This window comes from Bacteroides sp. NGMCC 1.200775 (genome assembly GCF_040798045.1).
Classification (GTDB): Bacteria; Bacteroidota; Bacteroidia; order Bacteroidales; family Bacteroidaceae; genus Bacteroides; species Bacteroides hominis.
On the sequence record NZ_JASCQK010000001.1, the window covers coordinates 1,365,433 to 1,391,387 of the forward strand.

Sequence of the window (25,955 nt, forward strand, 5' to 3'; positions counted from 1 at the left end):
TTTGTTTAGATTACAAAGGTAAAATTTTTAAGGCAACATCGCCCCTTATTTAGGGAAAATTATACCATAAGAATGCGTTAACAAGGTGTTTTTATATTGTCAGAAAGAGAACAAACGGTGGACAAGTTGCACTGTTCTGCAACCCGCCCACCGTCTTAATCCAATTTATTTCGTAAAGCGAATCAGAACTCGCTCGTAAAGTGGAACCTAATATTTTTGAAATCCATCTGTGCCATCTGAAGCACATAATTCGAATCGGCCAGAAAGACATCACGCCCTTCGCGGTCTTTGGCCATATACTGATATTTACGCTTTTTGAATGCTTCCAGTTCTTCCAGATCATCACTCTCAATCCAGCATGCTTTGTACAGACTTAATGGCTCCCAGCGACAAGAAGCATTGTATTCGTTCAACAAACGATACTGAATGACCTCAAACTGCAATTGCCCCACTGTACCGATAATCTTGCGGCCATTGAACTGGTTGACAAACAACTGGGCCACACCTTCGTCCATCAACTGGTCGATGCCCTTAGCAAGCTGTTTCTGCTTCATCGGATCGGCATTCTCAATATACTTGAACATCTCCGGTGAAAAACTCGGTAAACCACGGAAATGAAGCTGTTCGCCTTCGGTAAGCGTATCGCCAATCTTAAACGTTCCGTTATCCGGTAAACCGATAATATCTCCCGCCCAGGCCTCATCGATAGTTGTCTTACGCTGTGCCATAAATTGGGTGGGCGAAGAGAAACGCATCGTCTTGCCATGGCGCACATGCAAATAAGGCGCATTTCTTACAAATTTGCCAGAACAAATCTTGCAGAATGCCACACATGAACGATGGTTAGGGTCGATGTTAGCTGTTATCTTGAAAATAAAACCGGTAAATTTAGGTTCTTCGGGAATCACCTCACGTTCTTCAGCATGTACCGGACGGGGAGCGGGAGCAATCTCAACAAAGCAATTGAGCAATTCCTGCACACCAAAGTTATTCAAAGCCGAACCGAAAAATACAGGAGCACACTCTCCCTGCAAATAAGTTTCTACACCAAATTCAGGATACACACCTTCAATCAGCTCCAGATCACCACGTAATTTATCAGCCAGCGTATCACCAATCTGCTTGTTCAATTCCTCGGAATGAATATCCACTTCCACTTTTTCCGTTACCACCTGTTTAGAGGGTTGATAAAGATCGAGTTTCTGTTCGTAAATATTATAAACTCCTTTGAAACGGGCACCCTGTTCGATAGGCCACGACAATGGGCGCACCTGAATCATCAGTTCTTCTTCCAATTCATCCAGCAGGTCAAACGGATCTTTCCCTTCACGGTCCATCTTGTTGACAAAGATAATCACCGGTGTATTCCGCATCCGGCAAACCTCCATCAACTTACGAGTCTGGGTTTCCACACCCTTCGCGCCATCTACCACGATGATAACGCTATCCACTGCCGTCAGAGTGCGGTATGTGTCTTCGGCAAAATCCTGGTGTCCCGGAGTGTCCAGAATATTAATCTTATAGTCCCGGTAATCGAATTCCATCACCGAAGTAGTGACTGAGATACCACGTTGTTTTTCGATCTCCATCCAGTCGGAAGTCGCCGTCTTTTTAATCTTGTTACTTTTTACTGCTCCTGCCACCTGTATCTGTCCGCCAAACAACAACAATTTCTCAGTCAGTGAAGTCTTACCGGCATCCGGGTGTGCAATAATGGCGAAAGTGCGCCTTCTTAATATTTCTGTATTATCTGCCATATTTCAAGAATTGAGGATGAAGAATCACAGATTCTCCACTCTTAATTGATTAATGCAACGTTTCAGGCTTTCTTCCCAATGCGGGATTTCAATGCCAAATGTCTCTTTTATTTTCGTCTTATCGAGTACGGAATAATGCGGACGAGGTGCCTTTGCCGGATAATCAGCAGTATGCAATGGTTTCACCTTACATGAAGTGATTCCCGCTAAACGATGAATGGCTATTGTAAAGTCGTACCAAGAACAAACTCCCTCATCGCTAAAGTGATAGATACCACGGACAATACCTTTATTAAGGGCTGCAAAAATAGCCAGAGCCAAGTCATTGGCATAAGTCGGCGTACCGATCTGATCAAATATAACCCCCAAAGACTCACGCTCACGTCCTAAACGAATCATTGTTTTCACAAAATTGTTGCCATAGATAGAATACAACCATGCCGTACGGATTACCATAGCTTTTTCACAATGGTTCATCACGTTCTGCTCACCGGTCAATTTGGTAGAGCCATAAACTGAGGCCGGACAAGTGGGTTGATCTTCTGTGTAAGGGATATGGGCTGTGCCATCAAACACGTAGTCGGTAGAAACCTGAATCATCGCAGCTCCGTTGGCTTGCGCCGCCCGAGCTAAATATCCTGGTGCGACATTATTCAGTTTGTCGCAAAATTCAGCATCATCTTCCGCCTTATCCACCGCTGTATAAGCCGCACAATTCACAATGACATCAATTTTGTGTTCACTCACATAGGCATAAACAGCTTGTTCATCACAAATATCCAACTCCTGCACATCCGTAAAAAAGTACGTATGCTGCAGGTTTTCTTTGGCAAGCACCTGCATTTCATTACCAAGTTGCCCGTTGGCTCCGGTGACTAATATATTCATTTCTATCTTTTTTTGAGTTTAATTCACCACGGAGGACACAGAGAACACAGAGAATATCTTTTTCTTAAATATCTTAATAAACAAGAGATTAAAACTCTGTGTCCTCCGTGTACTCTGTGGTGAATCGTATTCATTTCTATTCCAATTTTAACTCTCCTTTTTTGTCCTTGTCGTAATAGTTAGCCAGCATAGACAGGAAACTGCTGATAGCCTCCATTGCCTTTGTAGTCTCCGGGCTGATAGGCTTCTTCTGCAAACGCAATAACATCATCCCATACAAAGCCTCGAAACAGGTTTCAAGTTCCGGTTCTTCCTTTTGACCGTTTTTATTTCGTAACTCTACAATGAAAGGCAGTGCTTTGAAGTAAGACGAACTATAGAAAGGAAACTTAGACGACGCCAGCAAAGCTGCATGCAGTTCGGTCAAGTTAATGATTACATTTCGGTTTATCTGGAGATGTCCTTTCTCACGGACTCCCTCTTCCCGCATCATTGAAGCCAGATTAGAATACCATTCCGTCAACTCACGGCGTTCTTCATCGCCAATCTTGTAACAGGATATAATGTTCTCCTTAATCCGGTCGATATCACAATCATTGGCACGGATCAGATCTTCTACCTGCCACATATATATAAGGTACTCGGCAATATTCTTTTCTTTCAGTTGTTGCGCTATTTTCATCTTCTTTCTTTTCTCCTACATTAATAGATAGATTCCCCCAACAGAGTGAATATCAATCCAAACACAGACACAGCCATCACAATACTTCCGATCACCCGGTTCAGAATCCAGATGCCACGCAAATTGAATCGTGTCCGCACTTTATTGACAAAGAAAGTAATTCCGAACCACCATGCCAATGCTCCGAGAGCTATGGCCAGATAACCGGTTATCTCTTCAAAAACCAACACACCGGGTTGCACAAATGCAAAACGGGCAAACAAACCGATGAAAAGGAAAATTATAAGAGGGTTTGAAAGTGTAACCGCAAAAGCGGTGATGAAATTGTGGAAATAAGAACCTTTATTGGCTGATACCGGACGGATGGATTGTACCGGGTTGCTACGGAATGTATATATACCAAAAACCAATAGCATAATGCTTCCGAGAAGCTGTAGATAAAAAATATTCTTATTGATATAATCGAACACGAAACTCATGCCATATCCCGTTAGAAGGGCATAAGCAATATCACTCAACGAAGCACCCAGACCGGTAACGAATCCGTACCAGCGTCCTTTATTCAAAGTACGCTGAATACAAAGGACACCTACAGGCCCCAGCGGTGCAGAAACCACAATGCCAATCACGAATCCTTTAACAAGTATATCAAGTATAGTCTCTATCTGAATCATTTCGCAAATATCGCATTTTTTTATGATATGCCAGTATCCTGTTAACGTTTTCTATCACAATTTTGCCCTATTAACCGGTATACATCTTCATTCTCACCTACCACCCATACCACATCTCCTTCTTCAAAAGGAATATTTACGTCAGGAGTCATCAAAGCCTCTCCTCCCCGCTCCACACCGGCTATCAGGCAATGGTACTTATCCCGGATACCTGATTCACGCAACGTTTTGCCCAGAAAAGCAGAATCAGTATCAATCAACAATTGTTTCAATGTCATTTCACTTTTCTCAAACACATCCCAATCAATGACAGAAACATGAGACATTTCCTCTGCAAATGTATTTAACTGATCATCAGTACCAATAACCTGTATCTTATCCATCGGGAATAAACGGACAGAACCTCCCGGAATGTTAATCCGACGCTTTCCCCGTAGAATAGAAACAACATGCACTCCATACTTTTTGCCCAAATTCAGCTCGAGCAATGTTTTTCCGGCCCAAGCCGATTCTCCGGGAATTTCAAAATCGGTCAGGTGTAAATCTCTCGACAACAAATGCCCGGCATAAGCCGGCTTTTTCTCCCCCAGGTATTCGGCACGCATATCACGGGAACGGAGATTTTGAAAAAATTTACGTTCTATCAAAATAGATTGTTTCTTCAGCTGCCGTGAAAGAACCATCAGGATTACCAGCAACAAGGCAACTCCGAACATCAATCCGACAGACGCTTTAAAGAGACGGGTAATCACGAACATGACAAACAGAACGGAAACAGCTACACGAAACACAATCGTAGAAACCAAAGGTCCCCGGTTGACACGGTTGTCATTCCACAAAGTCATGAATTCTGCCGAATGGTTTTTCTTCACCATAATGGCCCGCAGGAAAGGAGATATACACAAAATAGTAAAAACAGCTCCCGCCAGTGGTCCCCAGATACCCGGAAGATGTTCACGAAACAAGGGCACCACAAAACGAAATGAAAGGGTAATCACAGAAATACTGACAATGGAGTAAACCACCAGAATCCGTGCCAAGGCAAATAGTAATTTCCGCCAAAGGCTTTCATGATTGACGGTCCGGGAACCGTTAGTATACCGCATCAGGAAACGTCGCCACGACTCGGGCAACTTACGGTCTACAAAATTTGAAGCCGGCTCGGCAACACGGATCATATAAGGAGTCAGAAATGTGGTGATAACAGAAACAGCAACTACGATCGGATATAAAAAATCACTTGTCACATGCAAGGACAAACCGAGAGAAGCGATAATAAAAGCAAACTCCCCTATCTGTGTCAAGCTAAAACCACACTGCATGGCTGTCTTTAAAGGTTGTCCCGCCAGCATAACGCCCATTGTGCCGAAAAAAGCCTGACCCAAGATTACTGCCAATGTAATAGCTATAATTGGAACTGCATATTCAACAATCATTGCAGGATCTACCATCATTCCCACTGATACGAAGAAGATAGCTCCAAACAAATCCTTCACAGGTTTCACCAATCGGTCAATAGATTCGGCCTCAATTGTTTCGGCAAGAATAGACCCCATTATGAAGGCACCGAATGCAGCAGAAAAGCCCGTATTGGCAGCGATAGCCACCATACCGAAACAGAGAGCCAGAGAAACAATCAGCAATGTTTCTTCACTCATCAATTTCCGACAACGTTTCAGAAATTCGGGTATGGCATAAATACCTACCACAAACCAAAGAATAAGGAAAAAAAGTAGTTTACCGATACTACTCAACATCTCTGTTCCTTCAAAATTATTGCTGACAGCCATCGTTGAAAGCATCACCATCAACACAATGGCAAGTATATCTTCAAGAATCAGAATACTGAGCACCAAACCGGTAAATTGTTTCTTCCGCAACCCCAAATCATCAAACGCTTTGTAGATGATGGTAGTAGAAGACATAGCAATCATCCCGCCCAGAAACAGACTGTCCATACGCTGCCAACCAAAGCCCATCCCGACAGCAACCCCCAACAGAATCATACAGAAGATAATGGTACAGGCAGCAATGACAGCCGTACCTCCAACCTTCACTATCTTTTTAAAACTGAATTCCAGTCCAAGGGCAAAAAGCAAAAAGATGACTCCAATATCCGCCCAGGTTTTAATATTGGCTGTATCCATCACCGAAGGCGTATAAGGCATGTGTGGACTGGCAAGAAAACCGGCAACGACATAACCCAGCACAAGTGGTTGCTTCAGTTTCTTGAATAACAAAGTCATAACACCGGCACAAATCAAAATCAGAGCGAGGTCGGCTATTAACGTTGGAAGTTGTGACATTCGAATCGGATTTAAATCGAATGCAAAATTAATGTTTTCTACTAATTAAAAACAGAAAAACAATAAAATCACGTATTATAACCTGCTCATCTCACCTTCTATCTGCCGGGCTTTCGAACTTGCGAGCGAATGTCCCAATTGTGCAGCATGCTCAAAGCACTCTTTTGCTTTGTTAAGAATATAATATCTGGTGTTTTTAATGTTTCGCTTATCCTTCCTGCCTTTCACTTTTGGCAATTCTTCTACAACTGAATGCAGTTCAACACCTAATTTGTACCACATTTCCTGTTGCTTAGCCATCAGTTCCTGACTTTGGGCATCAATCGTTACCTGCTGATTAGCTATTGTGTTTTTCTGATTAGCAATGGTCTGTTGTTGATTCGCAATCTCTTGTTTGAGATTATTTATTTCAATTTCTTTTTGTTCTATAATACTTTTCAGGTTATCCATCGTTGCCAACAGATTCTTACTGCTGTCACTACGCTTCCCCTCGACAGCGGTCAATCGTTTCTTCAAAATCTGGAGTTTCCGGTTAATCTCTTCAGCCTGGCTTAGTTCTCCGACCCCATGTTCTACATTCACACGTAAAGATTGCGTATTCCCGGCTATTTGGTTCAACTCTGTCACTACATTATTGATGATCTTACTTTTCTCTAAGTTATCTTCTATAACAGCAGCTTGCTGTTCATTTAACTCTTTATACTCAGCAATTTGAGCATCATACTTACTTTTAGCAACCATTTCTGTTGACGAGTTACTACAAGATACAAAAGTAAAAAACAGAAATGGAATCGAATAAATCATTTTGAAATTGTCCATGTCGTATGTTCATTTATAGTAAATACAACTTTAATTTTATCCAAATCTTTGTCATAATGAATGATCCCATTACCCAATTCCTCAGAAACAAATATCATTTCATCAGCGTCAAAACCAAGTTTGTACACTTTAGGTGAAGACTTGCCGGTTATCAATAATTGAAACGCACCATTTTTTATTTTTTTTATAATTCCACTGGATACCTGAACTTGTCCGGCAATAGATTTACTAACGGTATAATTCCCCTCAAGCCTATCCGATGTGACCAGTTCGGTTCTTGCCTCATTTAAATCAATCTCTTTTTTATCCGGCATAGGATTAAAAAACAATCCCATCAAAACAGTAATAAAAGCTATAATAAAAATGATAAGCAAATTAGTTATTAACGATGTCCTCCTATCTCTTTTTATTTGTTCAGGAAGTGTATTATTACTTACAACATGATAGATCTTCGCACATTGTCCGGCCAAAGGATAAATGGTTAAAGCAATGCCCATAATTATCAATGGACGCGGAATCAAAAATAAAGCTGCCATCGCCAACGAAACAATAGTCATGGTTTCCCGTTGGGAAACACGAGAAGTGAATAATTCGGAATATGGTTCAGAACTTTCTTCAACTTTGCTGAGATCCGCTTCATGCCCTATAACCAAAGTAGTCTTTTGAGCATCACTCAAATTATGATAAATAGCCTGTTGCTTCTCTGGTTCCAAGAGGCTATATAAAAATATATCTGATACTATATTACGTTTCAAAGCATACATCAACACAAAAAAGAACGCAGCCACAAAAGATGTTTTCAACACATAATCGGCAGCCGCTATCTGAAAATTTTCTATAAAAGGAACTCCGATGGCCTGTAATGCGATCGCATCTTCCATACGTCCGCTGGATAAAATAATAGCCGAAGCCGCTGCTGAAATAGAAAACAACAATCCTAATCCCCAATTGATAATCTTTTGAGACCAAATAAGGCCTATAACATGTTTCTGCAATAAACGCTTCACTACTAAAAACAATGCCCAACGACACAAAAGCATTATCAGACATACAAACATGAAGGTCAGCAGCCAAGATTTAAAAACATAGTACCCCAATGACGTTGTCTTCAGAATAGGAGTTAAAACACATTTTCCATAAAAGTTCTCCGAGGGAGTTCCTATGTATTCCAGGCAAGTAGAAATAGCCGATACGGCAGAATTTATTCGATATTTTTTATACGAAGGTAAAGCATTCAACTCTTGAATGCGAACTGATGTATTTTGTAAAAACAACGGAAGAGTTTCTTCTATACCTTTTTCCCGTATTTGTTTCTGCAAGTTTAAGTAATCGACTCCGGAAGTTGCGCCAGTCATATTACAATAAACCCGATACCGACTCCCCAAACGAATTTGAATCAGCTCCGGATTCCTGGACACAAGTACCAGCATTCCCCTACGTTTAAAATCTTTTGATTCAGATATTGAATCCACAAGAGCATCAAAACATTCGTCAGCATAAGCACCCATTTTAATGGGCTCTATGCTATCTGCCGCAAAAAGAACCGGAACAATTCCAGCAGGATAATCAAAATTCAAGAATTCCTCTTTTACTTTATTACTCAATAAATTACCGGTATCAAATACTTTAGGAGAATATAAACATTGCTCAGTATCATCTGAGCAAGCCGAGAGCAAAAAGAATGCAGAAAGAAATGATAATAACAGATATATTTTTTTCATATATAGAACTTTTATATTAACGTCAATTCCGGTTATTATTCAGTGAACAAAACATCCAATGCAGCTTATCCTGTATAAATCTCGTTTTTCAACTGATATTTGAGCAATAATAATGTCAATTGACTTACTGTAATATCCTCGCATCTCCCCCCAATATTCTTGTACCTATAATAAAGTAATTTGTTATGTAAGTGTAATACCCCTATAAAATTTTATTATCAAATATATCTTTTCTTTCTCTTATTGAATTCTTATTTAACGGATCCAATAGCGTTAGCCGTACAGTTAACATTATTTCAATAAGAGCAATTCTTCATTTAGTATCTTTTAGTGTAACAGCAAATATAGCGCATAGATTTATCATTTCAAATACTTAACAGAAAAAATATTTCAAAATTTATCAATCACGTATTATTCGCTTCACTATTTGCCACCATAAAACGATATTAAATACATTTTTGTCACTGAAAACAGTGATACATCTATCACTATTTAATTACATTATTATTTCATAGAGAGTAAAAACTTCACTTCTTGATCAATATAATCATTCTTTTCATTGTGATATAAAAGTGAATCAAAAATACAAATATATATTAATTCAAAGAAATCAATAAACGCAGAATATGGAATATAATGCAAATACGAGAGTTTATATGGATGTAAATAGTGATTATTTAGAGATAAAAATATTTCGTAAACAGAGAAGAAAAGAGCGGATGCATATTATAAAGAAAGCAGATCATTTAAAATCTGTCCGATACATATCCGCAATCAATGGTGTCCGGTATCTTACTTGCCCTAAAACAACTTCACACAATAATAACATGAAGTCATTTTAAGACGAGTCGGAATCAGGTTTCTTCCGCAAAAATACCGATATGTCCCGGCAACGCGATGCGTATGCACTGATTATCTTTTTTGTAAGGACACACTCATAAGTTGGAACGGACCATGTATATCTTATGCGAGCCCTGTCCCCGATAATCAATACCTGTTTCAGGTTGTTTGGTCCAGCGTTTCAACTCCCGTGCAGCCTTGTCACGCAACAACCCCGTCAAGCGACAATAATCCGCCACTTTCATAAAATGATTCACAGCCAGATAGTCTTGTGCCATCTTGAGCCGTTCCTGCTCTGAGTAGAATTGCGAAGAGTGCCTGAACTTCCATTCCGAACGCTCCAGCATACAGTGGTCTCCTGTTTCAATGATCAGTTGTTTGTCAGCACGAAAATTGATATTCTTTACACAGATGCTCATGGCATTACGTTTTTTACCACCTTTCTCACCACTCTCACGCTCAGCTCCGTCACGTAACCCCAGTGAAGGAGTAAAGATACCCAGTCCGTCGATTTTCACTGAATGTCCCTGCCCCATTTCATAGGCAATGGCCTGCGCCAAAGCCTTCGTCAGTCCGATGATATTCCCCGGGGTAAAAGAACTTGCATAATTAATGTGTGAAGCAATGTAATTTAAGTCTACTTGCCCGGACAGTTTCATGCGCGGGAAAAGAATTTTCTTGTCTTCCTCATTGGGAAGAGTCAGTTCTTGCATTTGATATTCAGCCATAGCTTGCAATGTTTTTAAAAGGTGAATAGAGAAAACCGATAAAGAGTGGGCTTGTCGGAAGTAAAGGTAAAAACTTGCCAAGTATGCCGGACAAAGTCGCTCCGGCTACTTCAGTAAATGGCCTCCCTTAGGCGATAAGTTCATCTTGCGTCGCAAGATGTGCATCTTAGCAGCTAAGATTTGCATCTTAGCAGCTAAGATTTGCATCTTGGCCGCTAAGATATACATCTTGCCTGCTAAGATACACTCAATTTGCCTTATAAACAAACTTTAAGTACTACTTTCCTACATTTATCAGCTGCACTTTTGCATTTTCTTTTTTTATCCTTTATTCCTTTTTTTGTAACTGCTTGGTGTCTCGCCTATCTGCTTATAGAATACTTTAGAGAAATGGTATTGATCATAAAAGCCAAGTTGTTCTGCTATTTCTTTTATTTTCAAGTCTGAAAAGTCAAGTAACTGACAGGCCTTTTGTATTTTCAATTGATTGAAGTAATTTAAAGGAGTGTATCCGGACTTCTTTAAAAACACTTGTCCGAAATGCGAAGATGAGTAGTTGACACTGCCGGCTATATCATCCAGCGAGAGTTTCTTTTCGATATTCTTTCTCATATAACTGATCGCTTCCTGAGTGACATCTCCTTGTTTGGCCCGATTAATTTCTCTAAACTGTGAAACAAACTTGAAGGAAGCTATAAAATGCCATAGACACAGTGTAGTGTATTCCAGGTTTTCAATACTATATCCCATTTCCAGATTCTGGTAAATTTCTTCGAACAACTGCATCCGATCTTTAATACGTGCGTTGGGAGATTCATCTATTTTATGCAGTTTGTTGTAGAATGAATTAAACAAATGACTTTTTTCTCCGGTGAAATGCAACCAATATATACTCCATGGACTGTTTTCTGAAGCGGCGTAAATGTGTGGCAAGCCCGCTTCGATAATGAAGAATTGGTCTTTGCATACTTTCTGTCTTTGACCGTGAATGCTATACCAGCCCTCTCCCTCAGTGCAATATATAAGAATGTGCTGTTGCGAACCATATCTTCTGGCTCGATAGTGTCCGGTGGCATGTGGATAATACCCGATATCCGTTACATACAACAAATTAGTCAGCTCGTTGCCGACCAATATTTTTTTTATAGCTTCAGGAAGAACAATCGCTCTTTGATTGGTAAATCCTTCTTTTTTGCGTTCCATAGTTACACTCTTTTTGCAAATATACATCTTTATTATAAAACGAGATATTTTTCGACTCTTTTTATTGAATTAATCTAAAAACACTGGTTATTAGGGTATTTCTAAAGATAATCAATGATATAATCACTTAAAATTAGAGATTTTATACATCATAACAGTCCTTTCTTACATTTTCAAGGTTATATTTTCTTAGCTATTTTGCAATGTTGAAAGATCAGCTATTTGTAATATTTAAAATGTAATAATATGAAAAAACTACTATTTTCTTTATTGATCATTATTCTGTCGACATCATGTTCTTCTGAAAAGAAACAGTTGGATATTTCCGGAGAGTGGACTGTCAGGCTGGACAGTACAGATGTTGGAATAAAAGAATCATGGCAAGGCAACCTGTTTGAAACGTCCATGCAGTTACCGGGTACAACTGACGATGCCGGACTTGGAACCCCCAATGCCTTGGAACCTGCACTGTCAAAACCCCAGTTATTATATCTCACACGTTTGCACAATTACGTAGGAGTTGCATGGTACTCAAGAGAGATCTCGGTCCCTGCCCAATGGAATGATAAAGAGCTGTTTCTGGATTTGGAACGAGCCTTGTGGGATACTCAGGTTTGGGTAGATAATAAGAAAGTCGAAGGACATGAAGAAAGCTTAAGCACGCCACACCGCTACAATCTGACTCCTTATATGACATGCGGTAAAAAGCATATTCTGACCATACGCGTCGATAATCGCAAGCGTTATGATATCTCCAATGGTATGGCACATGCATATACAGATCATACACAAATTAAATGGAATGGTATTTTAGGAGATATGACTGTCCGGGCCATGGAAAAAATACGTTTAGAAAGCGTACAACTATATCCCGATGTAAAAAACAAACAGGTAAAAGCCGTTATTTCGTTTTCAAACAATACACCTGCCGCAGAACATGCATTGCTTTCGATGAAAGTATCTGCAAGAAACGGCTCTCAACAACTTGAAGAGCAGGTAAAAAAGATGGATGTGAAAGCCGGAGCCTCATCGGTTGAGTTGCTTTACAACATGGGAGATAACCCGATATTATGGAATGAATTTACTCCTGAAATGTATCAGGCTACGGTCACATTGGAGGCCAATGGAAGAGTATCAGAAATAAAAGAAGATTTCGGTATGCGCCAATTGGAAACAAACGGTGATAAAATGTTGATGAACAATAAACCTTTGTTCTTAAGAGGTACATTGGAGTGTTGCATATTCCCATTAACCGGAACTCCTCCAATGAATAAAGAAGGCTGGCAAAAAGTATATGCCGCAGCCAAAGAATATGGGCTGAATCATCTCCGTTTTCATTCCTGGTGCCCTCCCGAAGCAGCTTTTGAAGCAGCAGATGAAATGGGATTTTATTTACAGGTTGAACTTCCTGCATGGGTACTTACAATTGGGCAGGATTCAAGTGCCGTACGCTTTTTAAGAGAAGAAGCAGACCGGATTATCAAAAATTACGGCAATCACCCCTCTTTTTGCCTTTGGAGCCTGGGAAACGAATTGCAGGGAGATTTCACCATTCTGTCTGTAATGTTAGACGAATTGAAAGCAAAGGATAACAGACACTTATACGTAACAACTTCGTTTACGTTCGAAGGCGGACATGGCGGATGGCCGGAATCAAACGATGATTTCTTTGTCACGCAGTGGACCAATAAAGGCTGGGTACGGGGACAGGGAGTTTTCAATCAACTATCCCCTACATTCGATAAAGATTACAGTGAGTCGGTTGCAGGTATACAGGTCCCTCTGATTACGCACGAAATAGGCCAATATTCGGTTTATCCGGATTTAACCGAGATTTCCAAATATACCGGAGTTCTGAAACCCTTAAATTTTATGGCTGTGAAGAATGATCTTGAAAAAAAGAAATTACTTGATAAAGCACCCGATTATTTAATGGCTTCCGGAAAGTTAGCCGCAATCTTATATAAAGAAGAAATTGAGCGTGCATTGAAAACTGATGGAATCAGTGGTTTTCAATTACTTGATTTACATGACTTTCCGGGACAAGGAACAGCACTCGTCGGACTATTGAATGCCTTCTGGGAAAGTAAAGGAATTATCGACGGTAAAGCCTTCCGGGAGTTTTGTTCACCGGTGGTGCCGTTATTGCGCTTTCCTAAAGCAGTATATAAAAACGATGAAATGTTTCAAGCTAAGATCGAGTTATGCAATTACGGAAACGATATTCTGACAAACAAAACACTGCATTGGGATATTCTGGATAAAGGACGTTCTGTAAAGCATGGTGAAATACAAGTAGGAGAATTGAAATTTGGTTATAATGGAAAATTGGGTGAGATATCGGTACCCTTGACAGACATACAGAATGCTTCAAAACTGGAAGTGTGTGTAAAAGTAATCGGAACAGATTATGTAAACAGATGGAACATATGGGTTTATCCTGAAGGAGAAAAAGTAGAATGGGGTAATGTGAAATATACCCGTAATTATGATCAGGCCATGGCATGGCTGAATGAAGGGCAAAAAGTCCTTTTCAATCCGGATTGGAAAAAGATGAAAGGTATCGAAGGCAAATTCGTACCTGTATTCTGGAGCCCGGTACATTTTCCGAATCAGGCCGGGACAATGGGAGTATTATGTAATCCGGCTCATAAAGCATTGGCTGATTTTCCGACAGACATGCACACCGATTGGCAATGGTGGGATTTAAATAAGAACTCCAAAACCATGATAACAGATAGTATACAGGGAGGAACTCCCATTGTAGAAATGGTCGATAACTTTACTAATAATCGCCGTCTGGCTTCTTTGTATGAAGGCAAAGTGCATGGAGGCAAATTGGTATTAGCCACTTTCGATTTGCAATCTGATTTAGAGAACAGACCGGTAGCAAAACAAATGCTTGTTTCATTACTGAAATACATGAATAGCACAGATTTCGATCCTACAATCATTGAAAACTTTGAGGAAATAAAAGACATGTTCGATAAGAATTCGAAACAACCCGTATAGAAGAAAGAAACTGCGTTAGATTCGGAGATATAATCATTTTTGGCCAAACTTGATATACTTAATTCAATGACATTAATTTAGTTAACGTTAATTTTATAGAAAAATTAAAAACATGAAAAACATGAAAGTGAAAAACAATTGTAAGTTACTATTAGCTTTATTGCTGTCTGCCGGGTTTGCTCCCTCGGCCGTCTTTGCAACATCGGGCAAGCCTAATGATGTAGTAAAAGAGGCTTTTCAGCGGAAAAATACAATTTCCGGCAAAGTGACGGACGCCAATGGAGAGCCGGTTATTGGAGCCAGCGTCGTAGAAAAGGGAACCACTAATGGAGTCGTGACAAATTTAGAGGGGGACTTTTCTCTATCTGTCCCGGATGGTGTGATAGTCGTAATTTCATATATCGGCTATAAGTCTCAGGAAATAAAAACGTCTCCGGGAAAATCGTATAATATTACTTTGAAAGAAGATTCGGAGGTTTTGGATGAAGTCGTGGTTGTGGGATTCGGTACCCAGAAAAAGGTAAACCTGACAGGGTCCGTCAGCGTTGTTTCAGCCAAAGAGTTGAAAGAACGTCCGGTGACAAATGCGGCACAAGCATTGCAAGGTATGGTTCCGGGACTACGAATCACACAGACGAACGGTAGCCTGGAAGATAAACCAAGTGTAAATGTTCGCGGTACTACCACTATCGGACAGGGAACCAGCGGTGAACCTTTGGTTTTAGTTGATGGAATGGAAGGTGATCTTAATTCCATTAATCCTCAGGACATTGCCAATATTTCTGTTTTGAAGGATGCGGCTGCATCATCAATATATGGTTCACGTGCACCATTCGGTGTAATCTTGATCACAACCAAATCAGGAAGCACGGAAGGCAAAACCCAGGTAAACTATAATAATAGTTTCCGCTGGGGAAACCCCATTAATATGAACCATATGATGAATTCGGTTGATTTTGCCAGTTGGATCAATGATACCAACACCAATGGGGGAGGTGGAATCTACATCAACAATGATCGTATGAAAAAGATTGTTGCCTATCACAATGCCAAACCTTATGGACCTGCGCAACGTATAACCGAGGATGGAACGATCTTAAACTCTATTGCAGCCGGGAATGATGGATATTGGCAAGATGGTTACGATAACGGGATAGATGATATTGATTATTATGATATGATCTTCAAGAAGTGGACCTTCTCACAAGAGCATAACTTTAATGCCAGCGGAGGAACCAAAAAGCTGAATTATTACGCTTCATTCAGTTATCTGGATCAAGGTGGTTTTATGAATTTGGGGGAAGAGGGATTATCACGTTATAATGGCACCGCAAAGATTGCTTCCGAATTGACTAAATGGCTGAAGTTTGATTATACGATGCGATTTACCAGGGAAGATTACAAGCGGCCGGCAACAATGACCAGTGATCTGTATAGGGATATGGCACGTCAAGGATGGCCTATTTTACCTATGTACGACCCAAACGGTTACTATTTTTATGCCCCCTCCCCCCTACTAGGATTGGAAGAAGGAGGAGTCGATCAGACTCAGACGGACAATGTATACCATCAGGTGAGCTTCACCCTTGAACCGATAAAGAATTGGATTACTCACGTAGATTTTAATTATCGTATAAAATCGGCTAATAACAACTGGAATAAGCAAGTGCTTTATAATCATGACGCCAATGGCAATGCCTATGCGTGTGACAAATCGTCGAATGTACATGAGAGTCAGTATAAAGAAAATTATTATAATTTCAACGTATATACAGAATACACTCATCTGTTCAACCAAAAGCATGATTTTCATGTGATGGGTGGCTTTCAGGCTGAGAACCTGAAACAAACTCAATTCGGACTGACACGTAATGGCATCATGTTTCCGAATAAACCCCAGGTAGACTTGACTAACGGTCTGGATTACGATGGAAATCCGGTTACCCCTTCTGTTAACGGATCTCGTAATGAATGGGCCACAGCAGGTTTTTTCGGGCGTGTCAATTATAGTTATAACAGTAAATATCTTTTAGAAGCAAATCTGCGTGCAGATGGCACTTCACGTTTCCGCAAAGGAAACCAGTGGAAAACGTTCCCCTCTTTCTCTTTAGGATGGAATATCGCACGTGAAAACTTTTTCGAGCCTTTGAATAATACGATCGATGTACTTAAGCTTCGTGCCTCCTATGGTTTATTGGGAAATCAGAATACAACGAACTGGTATCAGACTTTCCAGACAATGTCAGTGGGTTCTTCGAATGGTGGATGGTTAATGAACGGAAGTAAGCCGAACACCGCTTCCGCTCCGGGTCTCGTTTCAGCCGCATTGACTTGGGAAACAATTGAGAGTTATAATTTAGGATTGGATTGGGGAATATTAAATAACCGCTTGACGGGAACATTCGAGTGGTATATCCGTGACACAAAAGACATGGTTGGTAATGCTCCCGAGCTACCGGCTCTATTAGGAACAGCGGTACCGGTTACGAATAATACGGACTTGAGAACCTCCGGATGGGAACTTACGATTGGTTGGAATGACCGGTTAGAAAATGACTTTACCTATGGCGCGAAATTTAATATCTCGGATGCCCGTACGAAAATCACGCGATACCCGAATAATCCAACTCAAGCAGTCAGTACGTATATTGAAGGACGTTATATCAATGAAATCTGGGGATATAAGACAGTTGGTCTCGCTAAAACCGATGAAGAGATGCAGGCTCATTTGGCAACAATGCCCAATGGTGGACAGAACGCGTTAGGATCTGATTGGAAAGCAGGCGACATTATGTATGCTGATCTAAACGGCGATGGCAAGATTTCAGGTGGTTCGGGAACATTGAATGATACCGGAGACTGGACCGTAATAGGTAATACAACTCCTCGCTATCTGTTTGGCCTCGATCTAAATGCTACTTGGAAAGGTTTCGATCTTCGTATGTTTTTCCAAGGAGTCATGAAACGTGATTACTGGCAGGGAAGCGCCTACATGTTTGGTGCAACCAGTAGTGGAATGTGGCATTCTACCGGTCTTGAAGGTGTAGATGATTACTTCCGTAACGATAACACATGGTCGGTTCAGGAGGGCTATCAGAGTCCTAATCTTAATTCGTATTTACCTCGTCCATTGTATAGTAATAAGAATCTACAGACTCAGACTCGCTATTTGCAGAATGCGGCTTATATTCGTTTGAAAAATCTACAGTTAGGATATACATTTCCTACAAAGTTAACTGCCCGGTATGGAGTTCAAAATTTACGCATCTATTTCTCCGGAGAAAATTTGTGGACTGGAACAAGTCTGGTTGACCAGTTTGACCCAGAAACAATTTCCGGTGGTTCAGGAGGCAATGGCTATCCTTTATCAAGAACTCTGTCATGCGGATTAAGTGTAACATTTTAATGGAGAACAATTATGAAACTCAATATTTTACAATTTTTAGCTGTAGCCGTACTGGCTACTTCAGTTGTTGCGTGTGAAGATTTTTTAGATAAGCAACCACCTTCTTACGTTGTTCCTGAAGACTACTATCAGGATGAAAACCAGGTTCAGAGTATAGCTAATCAGCTATACGCCGACATATTGCCCTCTCATAGCGGAGGTTATGGTACATTTGGATATGACAACCATACAGATAATCAAGCTACCTTTTCTGCGGACGGCAAATACGCAACAGATCAATGGAAAGTAGGTCAGACCAATAGTAACTGGTCGTGGGATAATATTCGTAGTATCAATTATTCTTTGAATACGATACTCAATTATTACAATAAAAACGAAATCGCCGGTTCAGACCGTAACATTCGTCAATATATTGGTGAGATTTACTTTTTCCGTGCTTACAGATATTTCAGTATGCTTCAACAATGGGGCGATTTACCCATATTGAAAGAAGCTATGCCCGATAACGAAGCGATTCTGGTGGCAGCCAACAAGCGCAGCCCACGTAACGAAGTGGCTCGTTTTATTCTCACAGATTTGGATAGCGCACAAATATATATGAGTGATAATTTTGATGATCGCCATAACCGATTGTCACCAGATGTAGCTATTTTGCTGAAATCACGCGTAGCATTGTTCGAAGGTTCGTGGCTGAACTATTTTAAAGGTACTGCTTTTGTTCCGAACGGCGAAGGCTGGCCCGGTAAAGCTAAAGATTATAATGCGAATTACGAATATCCTTCCGGCAATATTGATAATGAAATCACCTACTTTTTTACAGTAGCGGCAAAGAATGCGGAAATCATCGCTGATAAGTACAAAGGACACTTGACCTCAAATACGGGATTAGTGCCTCAATCGGAATCAGATCCTGATAATCCTTATTTTAGTATGTTCGGCAACATCGACATGTCCGGATATACGGATGTTTTATTGTGGCGTGAATATAGTAAAGGGTTAGGTGTTATGAACCAGGTGGAAGTTCCTGTTCAGCACGGAAATCATGGCATTGGCTTGACCCGCAGCATGGTTGAAGGTTTCGTAATGAAGGATGGTAAGCCCAGCTATGCTTCGCATGACGGTTTTTCTTATAATGATGAGACGCTGGCATTGGTTAGGAAAAATGCCGATCCTCGTTTGTACATATTCTTAAAAGAACCAAATCAGAAAAACTTATTTAAGAATATGGATGCAGAAGAAAATATGGGTGTGGAGAATGAGCCCTATCCGGTCATCTTATCGACTAATGCCGAGAAAGGCTATAGCACAGGTTATGCTCTTCGAAAAGGCGGTACTTTTGATAAAAAGCTTTGTGGTAATTATGAAGGTTATACCGGATCAATCGTATTTCGTGCCACAGAGGCTCTATTGAACTATATAGAAGCTGAATATCAGTTGACGCGCAATATCACTTCTGGAAAAATATTGGAATATTGGAAAACGATTCGTACAGCAGCGGGCTTCAAAGGCGCAGCTATTGATCCACAAGTGACCATTGATGCGACAGATATGACTAAAGAAAAGTTAGATTGGGGAGCTTATTCCGCCGGAGCATTGCTGACTGACCCTGTGTTGTATAATATTCGTCGTGAACGTCGTAGTGAATTGATGGTGGAAGGTTTGCGTTGGATGGATTTGATACGTTGGAGATCATTGGATCAAATGATTACAGAACCATATCATGTGGAAGGATTCCATCTTTGGAACACTCCGATGGAACAGTGGTATGTCGATCAGTTGGTTGCTGACGGTAGTTCATCGGCAAATGTCTCAAATGCCAGTTTAAGTGAGTATCTCCGGCCTTATCAGAAAAATATGGGATCCGAAAATTTATATAAGGATGGTTATACCTGGCATATGGCCCATTATTTACAACCATTGCCAATTAAACAATTCCTGTTGACAGCTTCTGACCATACATCCGTCCATTTATCTCCACTGTACCAAAATCCATATTGGCCCACAACACCGGCAATGCCTGCAGAAAAATAAAAGGATAGTGATCAGTCTGACTGACTTTTCCTAAAATCAAGCTCCATCCCAAGCGTATAGATTATACTTTGGATGGGGCTTTTTTATAATAACAAAACCGGAACATATTTTCAAGAACAGAAATAACGATAAGTTATGGGGTATAAATTTTTTAATTGCTTGCGTCCCGATTTAAAGTGCTTACTTTGTGGTGTACTAATAAAAACACTATAAATAAATTCATTTATGTTAAGCGAAAAAAGAAACAGTATGCTTCACGGGGTCTTGTTAATAGCCCTGTTTTCATGTGCAGCCTTTTACATAGGCGACATGGAGTTCATAAAAAGACTCTCTTTCAGTCCGATGATCGTAGGTATTATTTTAGGTATGCTATATGCCAATAGCCTCAGAAACAATCTTCCGGAAACATGGGTACCGGGTATTCAGTTCTGCTCAAAACGTGTCTTACGGATAGGCATTATTCTTTATGGTTTTAAATTGACTTTTCAGGATGTGCTGGCAGTGGGGCTACCTGCCATATTTATCGATGCCATTGTAGTAGCTACAACTATTCTCGGAGGTATCTTAATTGGACGTATGCTTAAGATGGACCGTGGGGTCGCACTACTGACTTCCATTGGTAGCGGCATTTGTGGTGCAGCCGCTATTTTAGGGGCTGAATCGACCATCCAGACCAAGCCATACAAAACTGCGGTAGCTGTGTCCACCGTAGTTATTTTTGGTACTCTGTCAATGTTTATCTATCCTATATTATATAGAAACGGAACTTTTATGTTGTCGCCCAACGAAATGGGAATCTTTACCGGTGCTACGTTACACGAAGTTGCACATACGGTAGGTGCGGGAAATGCGATGGGAAAAGAAATTTCCGATGTTGCCATTATCGTGAAAATGATCCGCGTAATGATGCTGGTTCCGGTACTGTTGATCACCAGTTTCATGGTATCCAGGGCAGCAGTGAAAACAGGCGGACAAGGCGGCCGCATGAAAGACATATCCATTCCATGGTTTGCCATCGGTTTTCTGGCAGTTATCGGTTTTAATTCTTTTGATTTACTGCCACAAGGGTTGATCACTTTCATCAATAATCTGGATACTTTTTTGCTTACCATGGCGATGACTGCATTGGGAGCCGAAACCAGCATTGACAAATTCAAAAAAGCTGGTGCCAAACCATTTATACTTGCTTCCCTGTTGTATCTATGGCTAATTGCCGGGGGATATTTTCTGGTTAAATTCCTTGCACCTGTTTTGATGTAAAAAGTACCTTCCCGGATTCCGAAATGCCTTCGAAACTTTTCCGGTTGAGTTTTTGCAACTTTGTTGCACCTGCAATCCGCTACCTTTGCATCATAAACCTAATAATAAACATGATTATGGGACAATGCAAATGTGAAACGAATGCAAATATGCGGGTCAGAAATTGCCAGGAAGCAAATGGCTTCATAGGCGAATATTGGAAAGTAATGCTTTCATTGGTGATGTTGGTAGCAGGCGGTATAATGAATCAACTGGATATTGCTTTTTTCAAGGAAAATACAGTTTCTTTGGTTTGGTATGTATTGGCCTATCTGCCTGTCGGCTTACCTGTGATAAAGGAAGCATGGGAAAGTATTCTCCAGAAAGATTACTTCAGTGAGTTTACGTTGATGTCAGTCGCAACATTAGGCGCTTTTTATATCGGGGAATATCCGGAAGGAGTTGCTGTCATGCTGTTCTATTCAGTTGGTGAATTATTTCAGGATCGAGCAATAGACAAGGCTAAACGTAATATCAGTGCCTTGTTGGATGTCAGACCCGAAAAGGCAATGGTAGTGAGAGGGAACGAGATCGTTACAGTCAATCCGAAGTCAGTCTTTATAAACGAAATTATCGAAATAAAAGCCGGTGAACGTGTACCGTTGGATGGAATTATGCTTAACGAAATAGCAGCATTCAACACAGCGGCCCTTACCGGAGAGAGTGTTCCACGAGATATTCGCAAGGGTGAGGAGGTACTTGCCGGTATGATTGTTACAGACAAAGTGATCCGGATGAAGGTGACAAAGCCTTTTGATAAAAGCGCATTGGCTCGTATTCTGGAACTTGTAGAGGACGCTTCTGAACGTAAAGCACCGGCCGAATTGTTTATTAGAAAATTCGCCCGTATATATACCCCTATTGTTATCGGCCTTGCCTTTTTGATTGTGCTGATCCCATATATCTATTCATTCATAAACCCGTTATTCGGATTTGTTTTTAATGATTGGCTGTATAAGGCATTGGTTTTTCTGGTGATTTCATGTCCGTGTGCATTGGTTATCAGTATTCCATTAGGATATTTCGGAGGAATCGGAGCAGCCTCCCGTTTAGGTATTTTGTTCAAAGGTGGAAATTATCTGGATGCCATAACCCGTGTCAATACAGTCGTATTTGATAAAACAGGTACTCTGACTAAAGGAGTTTTTGAAGTGGAATCCTGTGAAGTTATTCCAGGCGTTTCAAAAGAAGAACTGATACGTATAATAGCTTCCGTTGAGAAAAATAGTACTCATCCGATAGCCAAAGCTATTGTTAGTTATGCCGAAAAGAAAAAGATTGGCCTTACTGCTGCTAAGAATATAGAAGAGGTTGCAGGTTATGGGTTAATGACTGAGGTTGACGGAGAAAATGTGTTGGTCGGTAACGCCAGATTGTTGTCGAAATATTCCATTGAGTTTCCGGCGTATATTCTTTCGATAACGGAAACAACAGTCGTATGTGCTGTCGGAAATAAATATATAGGTTACATTACATTGTCCGATGTGTTAAAGGACGATGCAGCAGATACTGTCAGATCACTTAAAGAGTTAAATATTAAGAATATTCAGATCTTGTCAGGTGATAAACAGAGTATTGTTAGCATTTTTGCAAACAAACTGGGACTTACCCGGGCGTATGGTGATCTGCTACCGGAAGGAAAGGTAGAGCATATGGAAAAGCTGAAGGAAAACAAAGATAACCGGATTGCTTTTGTCGGTGACGGAATGAATGATGCTCCGGTACTTGCCTTAAGTGATGTAGGTATTGCGATGGGAGGGTTAGGAAGTGATGCCGCTATTGAAACCGCAGACGTGGTTATCCAGACAGATCAACCTTCGAAAGTGGCGACTGCCATAAAGGTCGGACGTTGTACGCGCCGCATCATCTGGCAGAATGTATCGCTGGCATTTGGAGTAAAATTGCTGGTAATGGTATTGGGAGCAAGTGGTATTGCGACTTTATGGGAAGCAGTTTTCGCAGACGTAGGTGTGACATTGATTGCCATAGTGAATGCTATTCGTATACAGAAAATGATTAAATGAGAATGGAAAATTTGTGTTTGAAGATATTAGAACAGAGAGGAATAAAACCTACTGCCATAAGGATGCTGGTTTTAAAAGCTATGATAGATGCGGAACAAGCTGTTTCACTTCTTGATTTGGAGAACAAACTGGATACTGTGGATAAGTCGAGCATATTCCGAACGATTACCCTGTTTGTTTCCCAACATCTGGCACATAGCGTAGATGATGGTACAGGATCTTTAAAATATGCGGTTTGTGACAGTGAATGTACTTGTGCCGTGAAAGATTTGCATACGCACTTTTACTGTGAATATTGCCATAAGACTTTCTGCCTTGAAAACATTCATGTCCCCGTAGTAGATTTGCCTGAAGGATTTGCCGTACGAAGCATAAATTATGTATTAAAAGGATGTTGCGCGGAATGTGCGGCAGAGCTGAAAAAAGGCCATTAAAAATAAAAGCGCATTGATATGATCTATCAATGCGCCTTCTTAAAAAAGGTAGTATAATTGTTATTACTTAATCAATTCCACAACTACTGCACGGTTCCAGTCATCATTTTCAAATTTAGTGCTGGTACCTTTGAATTCTGTAGTGATACGATCTTTAGCAATTCCGTACTTATTGACAAATACCTCTGTCACTGCATTGGCACGTCTTTCAGAAACAATTCTGTTAGCTTGTTCCGAACCACGTTTGTCGGCGTAACCAGTCAGACGAACACGGATTTCAGGATTTGCTTTTAAGAATTCAGCAATATTGAAGATACTTACTTCCTGTGAGAGTTCAATTTTACTGCTGTTGAACGGGAAAGTGATAGTACTTGGGAGAGCCTTGATTTCTGAATTATCGATTACGGTTTCTTCTTTGATAACCTCCGGCTTACGTGCTTTCAACTCAGCTATTTCGGCTTGTTGTGCAGCATTTTCTTTTTTCAAAGAAGTATAGTTTGCCTCTAAGTCAGAATAGTTGCTCTTAATTGCATTGTACTGACGTGAAGAGTAACCTTTCTTGAAACCGGTTTTTCCGAAACGGAAAGTAACGCCGGCTGTCAGCCCACTGATTCCATCGTTCGGGAAACCGCCGCGAACTACCATATCGTCGTCTAAAATAGCTCCCTGGTATTCAACATTGATATCGAAACGCTTTGAAATACGGTAGCGTGCCTGAATACCTGCATTGATTGTAAATGACTGGTCACCTTTGCGGATGAATGCTCCACCGATACCTGCAAAAGGAACGATGTCAAAACGACGATTTTCTTTATAAGGAGCGAAGAAATTGATCAGTCCAAACATAAAGTCTGCATGAACGGCACCATATTGATAATGTAACATTGAATTAGCTCCAGATGTAAATCCATGCAATGAGCCACCTGTACCCTGCAAACGAACTCCCCAATAAGGGTTGAACCATTTACCTACCGAAAGAGTCGGCATAAAAGTTATAGTGTTTCTGAATTTTGCATCTTTAGAGTTTTCAGCGAAGAGAGACTGCGCACCAAAGTTTAAAGACATATACCAATTATTCCAAAATCCATTACCTTCGAAAGTTGTTTTGTACCCCGGAAGGCGTTCTGCATCATTGTTTTGAGCGAAAACGCTTGTGCTCATCAATGCTGCTAATGCAAACATAATAATACTTTTCTTCATTTTTTCTAAATTTTAAATTGGTTTGGTTAAACATTAATAGTTAATTATTCGCCAATAATTGTTTTATCGATCCGATTCATGTAAACCGGTTTTGCAAAAACAGCCGCAAAAATATAATTTATTTTTGTAGCTTGCAAATTTCCGCAAGCCTATTTCTGGGAAGTAAATTTTGAATTAAATGCAAACCTTTGTAAAATAGGTATTTATAATTGGAATAGAAAAAGAGCGTTTAGATCGCTTTGCAGAGCTATTCACATAAAATTGTTTCTCAGCAGATTATAATAATTAAATAGGTATAATACCAATATGAAGCTCTACAAACAAAATGAATGGTTTGTTAATTCCTTATGTTCCGATTTTCATCTTTCATAACTTCTCTTATCAATCTCCACTTGAAGAACGATGTACTTACAATGTTTATATTTTAAAACTCACATTTTCTTAAGGTATTATGATTTGTCCTTTCTTCCATAAACTTTTTCTATTTCTATTAAGTTATTATAATCAAAAGATCATTGATATGAATCAGATAAGAATTAAACGTGTATATGAAGATCCTTCGGAACAGGATGGCTATCGTGTACTGGTTGACCGGCTTTGGCCTCGTGGAATGAAAAAAGAATATTTAAAGTATGATTATTGGGCGAAGGAACTGACTCCCTCTTCCGATTTGAGAAAATGGTTTCACGGAGATATCTCAGGACATTGGGAAGAATTTGCGGCAATGTACCGGAAAGAGCTTGAAACCTCCGATAAAGTAGCTGATTTTTTAGTCCGGATACATCCTTATAAAACAGTCACTCTTTTATATGCTTCTAAGGAACCGGTTTATAATCATGCCCGTATTTTACAGGCGTTTCTGGAGGATCGCCTGAAAAACTGATTTCTTATAGAAACCTATGCCAACACGAATCTTTTTTGTACTTTTGCG

Annotated in this window: 17 protein-coding genes; 7 read left to right on the forward strand and 10 right to left on the reverse strand. The window is 40.3% G+C overall.

Going from position 1 to position 25,955, the window contains the following annotated elements; translation table 11 throughout:
- Positions 1-182: 182 nt before the first annotated feature.
- The 9 genes from QK890_RS05945 to QK890_RS05985 all read right to left on the reverse strand — a co-directional run bounded on the left by QK890_RS05945 (position 183) and on the right by QK890_RS05985 (position 11,618).
- A complete protein-coding gene (locus QK890_RS05945; protein WP_044299742.1) occupies positions 183-1,757 on the reverse strand; it encodes a peptide chain release factor 3 in 1,575 nt (524 codons plus the stop codon).
- A gap of 24 nt (positions 1,758-1,781) precedes the next feature.
- A complete protein-coding gene (rfbD, locus tag QK890_RS05950; RefSeq protein ID WP_044299744.1) occupies positions 1,782-2,645 on the reverse strand; it encodes a dTDP-4-dehydrorhamnose reductase in 864 nt (287 codons plus the stop codon).
- Between the two features lie 136 nt (positions 2,646-2,781).
- Positions 2,782-3,327 carry a DUF4924 family protein gene (locus tag QK890_RS05955; protein ID WP_044299746.1) on the reverse strand — a complete coding sequence of 182 codons (546 nt, stop codon included), beginning with the start codon at positions 3,325-3,327 and terminating at the stop codon, positions 2,782-2,784.
- Between the two features lie 20 nt (positions 3,328-3,347).
- Positions 3,348-4,001, reverse strand: coding sequence for a LysE family translocator (locus QK890_RS05960; RefSeq protein ID WP_005776017.1), 654 nt, complete (start codon positions 3,999-4,001; stop codon positions 3,348-3,350).
- A gap of 41 nt (positions 4,002-4,042) precedes the next feature.
- Positions 4,043-6,307 carry a cation:proton antiporter gene (locus QK890_RS05965; protein ID WP_367627248.1) on the reverse strand — a complete coding sequence of 755 codons (2,265 nt, stop codon included), beginning with the start codon at positions 6,305-6,307 and terminating at the stop codon, positions 4,043-4,045.
- 75 nt (positions 6,308-6,382) lie between these two features.
- The gene (locus QK890_RS05970) at positions 6,383-7,126 is read right to left on the reverse strand and encodes a hypothetical protein (protein ID WP_005809702.1); all 744 of its coding nucleotides are present in this window, start codon (positions 7,124-7,126) and stop codon (positions 6,383-6,385) included.
- The gene (locus tag QK890_RS05975) at positions 7,108-8,847 is read right to left on the reverse strand and encodes a hypothetical protein (protein WP_005809703.1); all 1,740 of its coding nucleotides are present in this window, start codon (positions 8,845-8,847) and stop codon (positions 7,108-7,110) included. Before QK890_RS05975 ends, QK890_RS05970 begins: the two co-directional genes overlap by 19 nt.
- A 935-nt stretch (positions 8,848-9,782) precedes the next feature.
- Complete coding sequence (locus QK890_RS05980; protein WP_005818897.1) at positions 9,783-10,415, reverse strand: HU family DNA-binding protein; 633 nt, start codon at positions 10,413-10,415, stop codon at positions 9,783-9,785.
- Positions 10,416-10,736: 321 nt separating this feature from the next.
- A complete protein-coding gene (locus tag QK890_RS05985) occupies positions 10,737-11,618 on the reverse strand; it encodes an AraC family transcriptional regulator (protein ID WP_005775995.1) in 882 nt (293 codons plus the stop codon).
- A gap of 246 nt (positions 11,619-11,864) precedes the next feature.
- Here QK890_RS05985 and QK890_RS05990 point away from each other — a divergent pair, with 246 nt between their 5' ends.
- From QK890_RS05990 to QK890_RS06015, 6 genes are all read left to right on the forward strand, one after another.
- Positions 11,865-14,630 carry a glycoside hydrolase family 2 gene (locus tag QK890_RS05990; RefSeq protein ID WP_032540689.1) on the forward strand — a complete coding sequence of 922 codons (2,766 nt, stop codon included), beginning with the start codon at positions 11,865-11,867 and terminating at the stop codon, positions 14,628-14,630.
- Positions 14,631-14,742: 112 nt separating this feature from the next.
- Positions 14,743-18,036 (forward strand): TonB-dependent receptor, encoded by a 3,294-nt coding sequence (locus QK890_RS05995; protein WP_175413942.1) that lies wholly within the window; start codon positions 14,743-14,745, stop codon positions 18,034-18,036.
- A gap of 12 nt (positions 18,037-18,048) precedes the next feature.
- A complete protein-coding gene (locus QK890_RS06000) occupies positions 18,049-20,067 on the forward strand; it encodes a RagB/SusD family nutrient uptake outer membrane protein (RefSeq protein ID WP_367627249.1) in 2,019 nt (672 codons plus the stop codon).
- Positions 20,068-20,292: 225 nt separating this feature from the next.
- Positions 20,293-21,327 carry a YeiH family protein gene (locus QK890_RS06005; RefSeq protein WP_032540692.1) on the forward strand — a complete coding sequence of 345 codons (1,035 nt, stop codon included), beginning with the start codon at positions 20,293-20,295 and terminating at the stop codon, positions 21,325-21,327.
- A gap of 116 nt (positions 21,328-21,443) precedes the next feature.
- Positions 21,444-23,390 carry a heavy metal translocating P-type ATPase gene (locus QK890_RS06010; protein WP_032540733.1) on the forward strand — a complete coding sequence of 649 codons (1,947 nt, stop codon included), beginning with the start codon at positions 21,444-21,446 and terminating at the stop codon, positions 23,388-23,390.
- Positions 23,391-23,392: 2 nt separating this feature from the next.
- Positions 23,393-23,824, forward strand: a complete 432-nt coding sequence (locus QK890_RS06015) for a Fur family transcriptional regulator (protein WP_005809711.1) — start codon at positions 23,393-23,395, stop codon at positions 23,822-23,824.
- A 63-nt stretch (positions 23,825-23,887) separates the two neighbouring features.
- Here QK890_RS06015 and QK890_RS06020 read toward each other — a convergent pair whose 3' ends face one another.
- Complete coding sequence (locus tag QK890_RS06020; protein ID WP_005775986.1) at positions 23,888-25,024, reverse strand: OmpA family protein; 1,137 nt, start codon at positions 25,022-25,024, stop codon at positions 23,888-23,890.
- A 520-nt stretch (positions 25,025-25,544) separates the two neighbouring features.
- On the opposite strand from QK890_RS06020, the gene QK890_RS06025 reads away from it, so the two are divergent.
- Complete coding sequence (locus QK890_RS06025) at positions 25,545-25,907, forward strand: DUF488 domain-containing protein (RefSeq protein ID WP_032540694.1); 363 nt, start codon at positions 25,545-25,547, stop codon at positions 25,905-25,907.
- Positions 25,908-25,955 lie beyond the last annotated feature (48 nt).

Bases quoted from the DNA above. Each gene is read 5' to 3' on its own strand.
- QK890_RS05990 (WP_032540689.1), top strand. From the start codon at position 11,865: ATGAAAAAACTACTATTTTCTTTATTGATCATTATTCTGTCGACATCA.
- QK890_RS06005 (WP_032540692.1), top strand. From the start codon at position 20,293: ATGTTAAGCGAAAAAAGAAACAGTATGCTTCACGGGGTCTTGTTAATA.
- QK890_RS05965 (WP_367627248.1), bottom strand. From the start codon at position 6,307: ATGTCACAACTTCCAACGTTAATAGCCGACCTCGCTCTGATTTTGATT.
- QK890_RS05975 (WP_005809703.1), bottom strand. From the start codon at position 8,847: ATGAAAAAAATATATCTGTTATTATCATTTCTTTCTGCATTCTTTTTG.
- QK890_RS05970 (WP_005809702.1), bottom strand. From the start codon at position 7,126: ATGGACAATTTCAAAATGATTTATTCGATTCCATTTCTGTTTTTTACT.
- QK890_RS05995 (WP_175413942.1), top strand. From the start codon at position 14,743: ATGAAAAACATGAAAGTGAAAAACAATTGTAAGTTACTATTAGCTTTA.
- QK890_RS05945 (WP_044299742.1), bottom strand. From the start codon at position 1,757: ATGGCAGATAATACAGAAATATTAAGAAGGCGCACTTTCGCCATTATT.
- QK890_RS05980 (WP_005818897.1), bottom strand. From the start codon at position 10,415: ATGGCTGAATATCAAATGCAAGAACTGACTCTTCCCAATGAGGAAGAC.
- QK890_RS05955 (WP_044299746.1), bottom strand. From the start codon at position 3,327: ATGAAAATAGCGCAACAACTGAAAGAAAAGAATATTGCCGAGTACCTT.
- QK890_RS06020 (WP_005775986.1), bottom strand. From the start codon at position 25,024: ATGAAGAAAAGTATTATTATGTTTGCATTAGCAGCATTGATGAGCACA.
- rfbD (WP_044299744.1), bottom strand. From the start codon at position 2,645: ATGAATATATTAGTCACCGGAGCCAACGGGCAACTTGGTAATGAAATG.
- QK890_RS05960 (WP_005776017.1), bottom strand. From the start codon at position 4,001: ATGATTCAGATAGAGACTATACTTGATATACTTGTTAAAGGATTCGTG.
- QK890_RS06015 (WP_005809711.1), top strand. From the start codon at position 23,393: ATGGAAAATTTGTGTTTGAAGATATTAGAACAGAGAGGAATAAAACCT.
- QK890_RS05985 (WP_005775995.1), bottom strand. From the start codon at position 11,618: ATGGAACGCAAAAAAGAAGGATTTACCAATCAAAGAGCGATTGTTCTT.
- QK890_RS06025 (WP_032540694.1), top strand. From the start codon at position 25,545: ATGAATCAGATAAGAATTAAACGTGTATATGAAGATCCTTCGGAACAG.
- QK890_RS06010 (WP_032540733.1), top strand. From the start codon at position 21,444: ATGGGACAATGCAAATGTGAAACGAATGCAAATATGCGGGTCAGAAAT.
- QK890_RS06000 (WP_367627249.1), top strand. From the start codon at position 18,049: ATGAAACTCAATATTTTACAATTTTTAGCTGTAGCCGTACTGGCTACT.